This is a genomic window from Mesorhizobium sp. WSM4828, assembly GCF_055811175.1.
This window is the reverse complement of the sequence record NZ_JBVVQK010000079.1, coordinates 1-1,732: the sequence shown is the minus strand read 5'-3', so window position 1 is coordinate 1,732 and position 1,732 is coordinate 1. Positions and strand designations below refer to the sequence as shown.

Annotated in this window: 2 protein-coding genes; one reads left to right on the top strand and one right to left on the bottom strand. The window is 49.7% G+C overall.

The features are described 5' to 3' along the window. Positions 1–144: helix-turn-helix domain-containing protein (locus AC0L2X_RS32320; protein WP_473601195.1), on the bottom strand; the 144-nt coding region annotated here is incomplete at its 3' end. A gap of 418 nt (positions 145–562) precedes the next feature. Between AC0L2X_RS32320 and AC0L2X_RS32315 the strand changes: the two genes are divergently transcribed. Continuing rightward, entirely contained in the window at positions 563–931 is a 369-nt protein-coding gene (locus tag AC0L2X_RS32315; protein WP_473601194.1) for a VanZ family protein, read from the top strand. The last annotated feature ends 801 nt before the right edge of the window (positions 932–1,732 follow it).

Sequence of the window (1,732 nt, the reverse complement as noted above, 5' to 3'; positions counted from 1 at the left end):
ATCCTTGTAGCGATTGAAGATCTTGTAGCCCGTCTTGCGCGAGATGCCGAACTCCCGGCACACATCGCTCATGCCTTCCCCGTCGAGAAGGCGAGCGACAAAACGAAGACGTTCATCCATCACCGAACACTCTTTCCACGGCATCAACACCTCCGGCCAAAGCCAAAAGTGTTACCCATGTGTCCGGTACAAAACGTCCACCTATGTCTCGGGTCGCTCAATATGTCTCAGGCCGCTCAAACGCCCACGCCCATTCTGGACACATTGGTCAGCTTCTGACAACGAAAGTAGAACCGAAATACACGTGCCCTTGGAGGTTTCACGCTCCAGAGGCACAATAATTTGCGGGACGATAAATAAAGGCGTTTCCTAACGCGTATCACAAATTTTGATTGGCGAATGTGGCGGCTCACCTGGAAGTTCAGTTGATTTTGGACAAGTCGGATGCGATTGTGGTGGGGAAGCTACCGCCTCGCCTCGGACCACGCGGGAGCCGGTATGGACCTCGGAGCCGGGCTTTGCCCAACAGCCTTCACCCTGCAAATTGCACCGTCGGAGCACAATGAGTTTACACCTAATCGCCGAAAAAGTAGTCTTTTTCGTCACCCTGATCGTCGTTCTGGTGCTTGCACTTCTGCCAGTTCTCCGTCTCAAGGAGTTCGGCTTCGATATAGGCTTCCACTATGACAAGCTTAATCACGGTATCGCTTTCGCGGCGCTGATGATTATTGGGAGCCTCGGTTGGCCGGAACGCAAAATGAGTTTAATAATCTTCCTCGCTCTAGCTGGTGCCGCGATTGAGGTCCCTCAGGGTACGACTTTGATAGGGCGCGATCTGGATGGATTTGATTGGGCGGCTGACTGCGTCGGCATCGCGTGCGCTCTGGCAGCCATCGGCTGTGCCAATTCGCTTATTCAACGAGCAGCTTAAGGCACGTTCTCGGGAATGGCGCCAAGCTCTTCCCGCAGAGATACTCTCGAGCGGCGAACCGAGGTAGAGCGCAGTCACTGGTTGCCGCCGAAATTTCTTAGGGCGGGCGAAATCGTACAATTCGAATGCAGCGCCAAGTCTTTTGCAGGAAAAGCCTAATCAACTTCATCGGACTGGAGTCGCTCGGCGGCGGTAGTCTCGTTGCAGAGCATGGTCGCGGACTGGCACCTGCGGCGTCTGTCCACAACAAATTGGTCTCGCCGGCAGAGAGCGCGATCCGGCTGACATCTTTAGCTTAATGTCGGCTAAATTGACCGGAACTAAAATTAATCTTATGTATAAAAGCAGTTTTTCTGCCACAGCTTGGCATTTTTCCTTATTGGTTTGAGACTTAACAATAAAAAATTTCAGATTTGTCGCTACTCTTTAGATATATCAGCATATACAACGCCCCTTCATTGACAATTGACGCGATTGACACAATTGACGCAAAACTAATATTTAGTAACATTCAATTCAATTTTTTAGCAATAAGATAATGTTTTTTGTATTGTTACCAAAAATAGAACATCGAAGAAATAAGATCTAAGACTATCTCGGAACAACACGCGCCATATCTGAAATTAAATTTGTTTTACCCGCATAGTGTCGACCGTCCGGTCGTATAGTTTTCGCCGCAATGCGACAATCCTGCCGCCGATCAATCATTCTATCAGGGCGTGCCGGTATGTGATTTGGCGCTAATATACACCTTCTAGTAGGCAGACATCCGCGGGGCGCTATCGAATCAAAAGAGGGATT

Coding starts and splice junctions, on each gene's coding strand:
- AC0L2X_RS32315 (WP_473601194.1), top strand. CDS start 563: ATGAGTTTACACCTAATCGCCGAAAAAGTAGTCTTTTTCGTCACCCTG.